Origin of the sequence: Vibrio methylphosphonaticus, assembly GCF_023634655.1 — a bacterium.
Lineage (GTDB): Bacteria > Pseudomonadota > Gammaproteobacteria > Enterobacterales > Vibrionaceae > Vibrio > Vibrio methylphosphonaticus.
This window is the reverse complement of record NZ_JAMKMS010000031.1, coordinates 23875-31475: the sequence shown is the minus strand read 5'-3', so window position 1 is coordinate 31475 and position 7601 is coordinate 23875. Positions and strand designations below refer to the sequence as shown.

Sequence of the window (7601 nt, the reverse complement as noted above, 5' to 3'; positions counted from 1 at the left end):
CTAAATTGTTAAAGAACATAACTTCGACTGACTAAACTTTCGTTTTTAAGCCTTTCAGCTCTCTGTCGAAGTGGGCGGCCATTTTATCTAAATAACTTGTCGTGTCAACCACTTTATCAAACTATTTTATTTTGGCTCATTCCCTTCCAGACCAGTCTGGCTCTTGCTTTGCTGCCTTTCCGTCTGGAGTGGCGCATTATAGGCAGATTGAACTAGTACGCAACCCCTAAATTGATTTTTTTTAGAAAAAAGGTTCTTTTGGTGAAAAGAACAGCAGAAAAACAAAAGGAGAGTATAAAAACTCTCCTTTTAGCACCATTTCACTAAGATTTAGATAAAAGCGAACGCATCAGAGTACATATGCTCTGGTGTCACTTGCTTGTTTTGAGTGAACTGATCACGAGCCGCGCCCGCCATTTCAAAACGACCGGCTATATAGATATCAAAGTTTTCTAATGACTCAAAGTCATCACTTACCGCTTGCAGTACATTACCTTGCTTGCCACTCCAATTTGCTTCGGCCTGCTCAATAACAGGAATGAACTGAATATGCTCATGCTGATTGGTAATAGCTACTAGCTCGTCCTTGGCATAGAGCTGTTTCTCATCACGCCCTCCCCAATAGAGATAGATTGGCTGAATGATGTTTTGACTGATGCAGTGATCAAGAATTGAACGCACGTAGCTGAAACCCGTACCACCAGCGATCAATAACATAGGTCGCTGACTGTCTTCACGAATCCAAGCATCACCATGTGGTGCATCAATATTAATGTCGCTATTCGTTTCCAAAGCGCTCTTCATTGCTTCAACAACTTCAATCGCATACGCATTATGCTCAGCGGCACCAATGTGAAGTTCAACTTCGCCTTCATGTCGACAAGGGCTACTTGCAATAGAGAAAGGACGCTTGTCTGATTCACCCATTTCAACCATTAGATACTGACCCGCTTTAAAGCTTACTGGCGTCTCTGGGTGCAATAGGATTTGATAGGTATTTGAGGCTAATGGTTCTATCGACTTTACTTTACATTTTATTGTCATGTTATATCTCTTTTATTCTTCACCAAAAGTAATGACTAAATCACTTTCAGCATGAGCAAGACAAGTGAACATCCAGCCTTGCTGTTTTTCATTTTCGGTTAACATGGGTTCAAGGTCGTAACTTACTTGCCCTTTGCTGATGCGGCATAAACATGAAGCACAAGCACCGACCTTGCAACGATGAGGAAATGCAACACCTTGGTCGAGTGCTGCATCTAATATCGATTGACCATTTGCAACGATAAACGTTAGGTTTTGTGGCAACAATGTTACGTTATGACTCATAGGATATCTAATTCATCCCACATTTGGTCAATTTTTTCGACAACTTCTGGGTTTTTCTTAATAGGAACTCCCCATTCGCGTAATGTTTCTTGGCCTATCTTATTCGTGGCATCAAATCCAAGCCTTGAACCGGCTTCATCAATCATTAACGTATCACGTGCAGGATCCATTCTGGTTGTAATAGCCCAGATAACATCATTCCAGTCACGAGCATTAACATCGCCATCGCACGCAATGAGAAACTGAACATTTAGACTAGGCTGCAGTAACGCCCAAATTTGCTTCATGACCGCCACGGCCTGTCCTGGCTTGTGCTTATCCACAATAACAATTCCCATCCGCTCAAGACCACTGCCGGGTACAAGGTGAAAATCCAGTACTTCTGGAAGCTGAGATTTCACTTGCTGATTATAATCTTGCTCTTCAATGTTATCTCTCTGCTGATAGGCACCATGTTTTGCGTGCTTCGCACTTCTCAATGCAAGTTCCGCATCCCACTTAATTGTGGCATCAAGACCCATTTTTGAGCCCAAACCAACCACTGGCGAAGCAAAATCCAAGGAATCAATGGGAGTCGTATCGATAAGTAACGTATCGCCGACTGGATCCATATGGGTATTCATGGCTTGAACTACGTCATTCCAATCTCGGGCATCGACACTTTCATCGCAAACCACGACGAACTTGGTGTACATGAACTGACGTAAAAAGGACCATACTCCCATCATGACTCGCTTGGCATGACCCGGGTACTGCTTTTTCATCGTCACGACAGCCATTCGATAAGAACAACCTTCAGGTGGCAAGTAGAAGTCCACAATTTCCGGGAACTGCTTTTGTAAGATAGGGACAAACACTTCATTCAATGCAACACCAAGCACCGCAGGTTCATCCGGTGGACGTCCCGTATACGTGCTGTGGTAGATAGGGTCCTTTCTCATCGTGATGTGCGTGACAGTAAAGACATGATGCTTTTCGACCTCATTATAGTAGCCCGTATGATCACCATAAGGACCTTCATCCGCAAATTCGTTCGGGTCAATAAACCCCTCTAAGACAATCTCTGCACTGGCTGGGACTTCAAGCCCATTACTGACTGATTTGACGACTTCGGTTTTCTCGCCCCGCAACAAACCTGCGAACGCATATTCTGATAAGGTGTCCGGTACAGGAGTCACCGCACCCAAAATAGTGGCAGGGTCAGCACCAAAAGCAACGGAGACAGGAAAAGGTTTGCCCGGGTGGGTTTCCATCCAATCACGAAGATCAAGCGCCCCGCCTCGATGTGCTAGCCAACGCATAATGACTTTATTTTTCGTTAACTTTTGCTGGCGGTAGATGCCTAGGTTTTGACGATTTTTATTCGGGCCCTTGGTGACGGTCAGTCCCCACGTCAATAATGGGGCGACGTCATCTTGCCAGCAACTCATCACTGGTATCTTATCTAGGTCAACTTGATCGCCCTGCCAGACGACTTGCTGACACGCCGCTCTTTTTAGCCGTTTAACTGGCATGTTGAGTACTTGTCGAAAAACGGGCAGCTTATCCAGCGCGTCCTTAAAACCTTTTGGAGGTTCAGGCTCTTTTAAATACGCTAGCAGCTTACCCACTTCGCGTAGCTCTTTGACCTCCTGCCTGCCCATACCAATGGCCACACGTTCTGATGTACCGAACAGATTCGTCAATACAGGCATGTCGTACCCTATTGGGTTTTCAAATAACAACGCAGGTCCGCCAGCGCGCAACGTACGATCACTGATCTCTGTCATTTCGTAATGTGGGTCAACAGGGTGAGTAATACGCTTCAATAGCTGTTTACTCTCTAGATGATCGATAAAATCTCGTAAATCCTTAAAATTCATAGGGTATACATCGCCTTGAAAGATGCAGGCATTATATACGCAAACTTCGCCAGTTGGCGAAGTTTGCAGCAAAAATGATAATTATCCTCGACAAAGCCGCCTCAATTAGACAACGCTCGTAGTATCAAGTTTTCTTTAACATCACTATTTGTCGAAACAACATCCCTTACCCAACCACTATGCCCATACTGAGCTAACTGCTGAGCGACAAATGAAGCGTCGTCTGAAGTCGTCATCCTAGAAACTAAGAACTGTTTCACCTCATCGGGGAGTGGATTGATTTGTGCTAGCTCAGACAAAGCTTGGTTTTTTAAACTTGGATTCATTGCGGCAAGCATAATTTGCTGTTGCGAAAAAGGGGTGTCAAGCGCAGCTAAACGCTCGAGCTCTGATTGGCTATTGTGATCTGCTCGCATCTTCCACAGCAGTTGATAGAGTTGTTCATCTTCACTCTCTTGAGCCATTCTTACTAGCACCCTTGTTGAAGGTAGCCACTCTGTGACTTTGGTATTGGTTAGTTGACCAATGAGAAAATCACTTCCTCTAGGAGACAAGCTATCAAACTCATTCACTAACACGCTTTCACGATTTTGCTTGTCGTAATCGCTTCCCTCAGAGAGCCATTCTCGAAGATTCAGCTGTCCACTTTCTGTAAGCAGAATGAAGTCCAAGGTTTTTTGATCGTTTTGCCACTGTTTTATTAGTCTTGAGGAAATCGCTGGGTAATTAAAAGCTGGCACAGAAAATTCATACCCCTCACCTCGCTCAAGAACGGTATAGGTTGGGGCCAAAGATTGTTGGCCCCGAACAAAGATGGCCATTTTTGATGTCAGTATAATGTCGCGCTGCTCAATATTTTGTAGCAGCAAGAAGCGCGCGACTTCTTGTTGCGGCAAAGCCAACCGATTGATGGAAAATTTAAGGCTGTCTATCTCATCCTTTTCAACTAAGCGGACAAACTCTGAAACTTTGAGCTGTACCTGCTTACTGTTTAACCAGTAATTTACTTCTTCTTTCGCCATCTCCTTAGATGCTACTGCAGGTGAGGTAATCACAACCGCAAAGCTGAGGAGTAACGATGCTAACCATCCTTGTAGCATTTTAACCTCCTGTTAACACTTCTTAGATTTTGCGCTCGAAACAAAAGAAGTGCAAACAAAAACGCCACCCTTAAAGGGTGGCGTTTTAAAATTGAGAAATGCTATCAATTATTGACGGCGCATTGCATCAAAGAATTCATTATTGGTCTTAGTCATCGCCAGCTTATCGATGAGGAACTCCATTGCATCGATTTCGCCCATTGGATGGACAATCTTACGAAGAATCCACATTTTCTGTAGCTCATCCGTTTTTGTCAGAAGCTCTTCACGACGAGTACCTGAACGATTAAAGTCAATCGCAGGGAAGACACGTTTTTCAGCAATCTTACGATTTAGGTGCAGTTCCATGTTACCTGTACCTTTAAACTCTTCGTAGATAACTTCATCCATCTTAGAACCAGTATCAACCAGTGCTGTTGCGATGATTGTTAAGCTACCGCCTTCTTCTACATTACGTGCAGCACCGAAAAAGCGCTTAGGGCGATGTAAAGCGTTGGCATCAACACCACCTGTTAGTACCTTACCAGATGAAGGAACAACGGTGTTGTATGCACGTGCAAGACGAGTAATAGAATCAAGTAGGATTACCACGTCTTTCTTGTGTTCAACAAGACGCTTCGCCTTCTCAATAACCATTTCAGCAACTTGAACGTGACGAGAAGCTGGCTCATCAAATGTTGACGCGATAACTTCACCCTTTACAAGGCGTTGCATCTCGGTAACTTCTTCTGGGCGCTCATCGATAAGTAGAACCATCAATTCACAATCAGGGTGGTTGTGCGCAATGCTCTGTGCAATATTTTGCAGTAGCATTGTCTTACCCGCTTTAGGCGGAGCAACAATCAGACCACGTTGGCCTTTACCAATTGGAGAAGCTAGATCCAGAATACGAGCCGTAATATCTTCAGTTGCACCATTACCGCGCTCCATAACCATACGCTCATTAGCGTGCAGAGGCGTGAGGTTTTCAAACAGAATCTTATTACGTGCATTGTCAGGCTTGTCGTGGTTAACCGTATTAACTTTCAATAGAGCGAAGTATCGTTCACCGTCTTTTGGTGGACGAATCTTACCGGCAATAGAATCGCCCGTGCGCAAATTGAAACGGCGAATCTGACTTGGAGAGACATAAATGTCATCGGGACCAGCTAGATACGAGCTGTCTGCGCTACGCAGGAAGCCAAACCCGTCTTGAAGAATTTCTAGAACCCCGTCGCCAAAGATATCTTCACCACTTTTCGCATGCGCTTTTAAGATGGCGAAAATAATGTCTTGCTTACGCAGACGAGCCAAGTTTTCTAGGCCTAATGATTCGCCAAGCTTGACGAGCTCAGAAACAGGTCTGTTCTTTAATTCTGTTAAATTCATTGTGGTGGATGTTTGTTTAGTCAAAATAGGATCTATTTTCTTATTTAAGATGGATTTGGTCTCAGGAACGACCAAGAAGTGAACGTTTGTTTAATTAACGTGCGATAAATTAGCACTAAAAATCATTCTAGTCTAGCTTTGGGAAAAACAAAACCGCGTATTTGTTAAGATACACGGCTTTCGTTACTTATCATTATAAGTTTGCGTCCAAAAACTCTTTCAATTGAGTTTTTGATAAAGCGCCAACTTTCGTCGCAGCAACCGCACCATCTTTAAATAAAAGCAGTGTTGGAATGCCGCGAATACCAAATTTTGGTGGTGTACCCGCATTTTGGTCAATGTTAAGTTTACCGATAGTGAGCTTGCCTTCGTATTCTGTTGAAATCTCATCCAGAATAGGCGCAATCATTTTACAAGGACCACACCACTCTGCCCAGAAGTCAACAAGAACCGGGCCTGCAGCATTAATCACGTCAGATTCAAAACCGTCATCAGTCAGCTGCAAAATCTTTTCACTCATCTTTCACTCCGATATTTTTTGTGTTGATGAGATAATCACCAACAATTAGTTCTCCTATTGGAAAGTATTTAACTTCGTATTGCAAGCTTAAGCTGATATTCTGTGCCGATGAAAAAGACGCATATCACAGAGCAAAAATTCGCCGATTTGGATTTACAACCGCAAATCATTGAAGGACTAGGAAAAAAAGGGTTCGAATTCTGTACCCCTATCCAAGCCTTGGCGTTGCCGGTACTGCTCACCGGCCAAGATATTGCAGGCCAAGCCCAAACAGGGACTGGAAAAACGCTCGCGTTTCTCGCTGCTACCTTTAATCACTTACTGATCACTCCTGAACATGACGGTCGCACGGCTAATCAGCCTCGTGCGATTATTATGGCCCCGACTCGTGAATTAGCTATTCAGATCCACAATGATGCTAAGCCACTTATCGAGAGCACAGGGTTAAAAACAGCATTAGCTTACGGTGGCGATAGCTACGATAAGCAACTTGCTCAGTTTGAACAGGGTGTCGATATCCTCATCGGTACTTGTGGTCGTATTATCGACTTTTACAAACAACGTGTATTTAACCTAAATAACATCCAAGCCGTCGTTTTAGACGAAGCTGACCGTATGTTTGATTTAGGCTTTATTAAGGACATTCGCTTTTTATTCCGCCGTATGCCGGAGCCAAAAGATCGTCTAAACATGTTGTTCTCAGCAACATTATCTTATCGCGTTCAAGAGTTAGCCTTTGAACACATGCACAATCCAGAGCATGTAGTCGTTGAACCTGAACAAAAAACGGGTCATCGCATTCAAGAAGAGCTTTTCTACCCTTCAAACACTGAAAAGATGACACTACTACAGACGTTAATTGAAAATGACTGGCCAGATCGCGCCATTGTTTTTGCCAACACGAAACACAAGTGTGACAAAGTGTGGGGCCATCTCGCTGCCGACGGTCACCGTGTAGGTCTGTTAACTGGCGATGTACCACAAAAGAAACGTGAAAAAATCTTAGAGCAATTTACTCAAGGTGACGTTGACATTTTGGTTGCAACGGATGTTGCTGCGCGTGGATTACACATTCCACAAGTGACACACGTTTTCAACTTTGACCTACCTGACGACTGCGAAGACTACGTTCACCGTATTGGTCGTACTGGTCGTGCTGGCGCGAGTGGACACTCAATTAGCTTTGCATGTGAAGACTATGCTATCAATCTACCTGCGATTGAAGAGTACATTGAGCATTCAATCCCAGTATCGGATTATGACTCAACAGCATTGTTGACCGATCTACCGGCACCTTTGACAACGATGAGACCTCGTAACTCAGGTCAACGACGTACCAACACAGGTGGCTCCAGACAGTCAAACCGTAAGCCTCAAAGAAGACCAAGAGCTCCACGCTCTTAATAAGGACGTAGCCACATT

Annotated in this window: 7 protein-coding genes; 1 reads left to right on the top strand and 6 read right to left on the bottom strand. The window is 44.1% G+C overall.

Translation table 11 applies throughout. From position 1 onward, the window contains the following. Positions 1-330: 330 nt before the first annotated feature. The 6 genes from fre to trxA all read right to left on the bottom strand — a co-directional run bounded on the left by fre (position 331) and on the right by trxA (position 6179). A complete protein-coding gene (fre, locus tag M9196_RS22155; RefSeq protein ID WP_250619675.1) occupies positions 331-1044 on the bottom strand; it encodes an NAD(P)H-flavin reductase in 714 nt (237 codons plus the stop codon). Between the two features lie 12 nt (positions 1045-1056). Continuing rightward, on the bottom strand, positions 1057-1329 hold the full coding sequence (locus tag M9196_RS22150) for a 2Fe-2S iron-sulfur cluster-binding protein (RefSeq protein WP_250619674.1): 273 nt from the start codon (positions 1327-1329) through the stop codon (positions 1057-1059). Beyond that, entirely contained in the window at positions 1326-3191 is a 1866-nt protein-coding gene (gene ubiD / locus M9196_RS22145) for a 4-hydroxy-3-polyprenylbenzoate decarboxylase (protein ID WP_250619673.1), read from the bottom strand. Before ubiD ends, M9196_RS22150 begins: the two co-directional genes overlap by 4 nt. A 101-nt stretch (positions 3192-3292) precedes the next feature. After that, positions 3293-4291 (bottom strand): hypothetical protein, encoded by a 999-nt coding sequence (locus M9196_RS22140; protein WP_250619672.1) that lies wholly within the window; start codon positions 4289-4291, stop codon positions 3293-3295. Between the two features lie 108 nt (positions 4292-4399). Beyond that, positions 4400-5659, bottom strand: coding sequence for a transcription termination factor Rho (rho, locus tag M9196_RS22135; RefSeq protein WP_250619677.1), 1260 nt, complete (start codon positions 5657-5659; stop codon positions 4400-4402). 193 nt (positions 5660-5852) lie between these two features. Further along, positions 5853-6179, bottom strand: a complete 327-nt coding sequence (trxA, locus tag M9196_RS22130) for a thioredoxin TrxA (RefSeq protein WP_250619671.1) — start codon at positions 6177-6179, stop codon at positions 5853-5855. Positions 6180-6287: 108 nt separating this feature from the next. Here trxA and rhlB point away from each other — a divergent pair, with 108 nt between their 5' ends. Beyond that, positions 6288-7583 carry an ATP-dependent RNA helicase RhlB gene (rhlB, locus tag M9196_RS22125; RefSeq protein WP_250619670.1) on the top strand — a complete coding sequence of 432 codons (1296 nt, stop codon included), beginning with the start codon at positions 6288-6290 and terminating at the stop codon, positions 7581-7583. Positions 7584-7601 lie beyond the last annotated feature (18 nt).

What these genes read in the sequence shown, in the direction of transcription:
- M9196_RS22140 (WP_250619672.1), bottom strand. Translation starts at nt 4,291, where the DNA reads ATGCTACAAGGATGGTTAGCATCGTTACTCCTCAGCTTTGCGGTTGTG.
- rho (WP_250619677.1), bottom strand. Translation starts at nt 5,659, where the DNA reads ATGAATTTAACAGAATTAAAGAACAGACCTGTTTCTGAGCTCGTCAAG.
- trxA (WP_250619671.1), bottom strand. Translation starts at nt 6,179, where the DNA reads ATGAGTGAAAAGATTTTGCAGCTGACTGATGACGGTTTTGAATCTGAC.
- fre (WP_250619675.1), bottom strand. Translation starts at nt 1,044, where the DNA reads ATGACAATAAAATGTAAAGTAAAGTCGATAGAACCATTAGCCTCAAAT.
- rhlB (WP_250619670.1), top strand. Translation starts at nt 6,288, where the DNA reads ATGAAAAAGACGCATATCACAGAGCAAAAATTCGCCGATTTGGATTTA.
- ubiD (WP_250619673.1), bottom strand. Translation starts at nt 3,191, where the DNA reads ATGAATTTTAAGGATTTACGAGATTTTATCGATCATCTAGAGAGTAAA.
- M9196_RS22150 (WP_250619674.1), bottom strand. Translation starts at nt 1,329, where the DNA reads ATGAGTCATAACGTAACATTGTTGCCACAAAACCTAACGTTTATCGTT.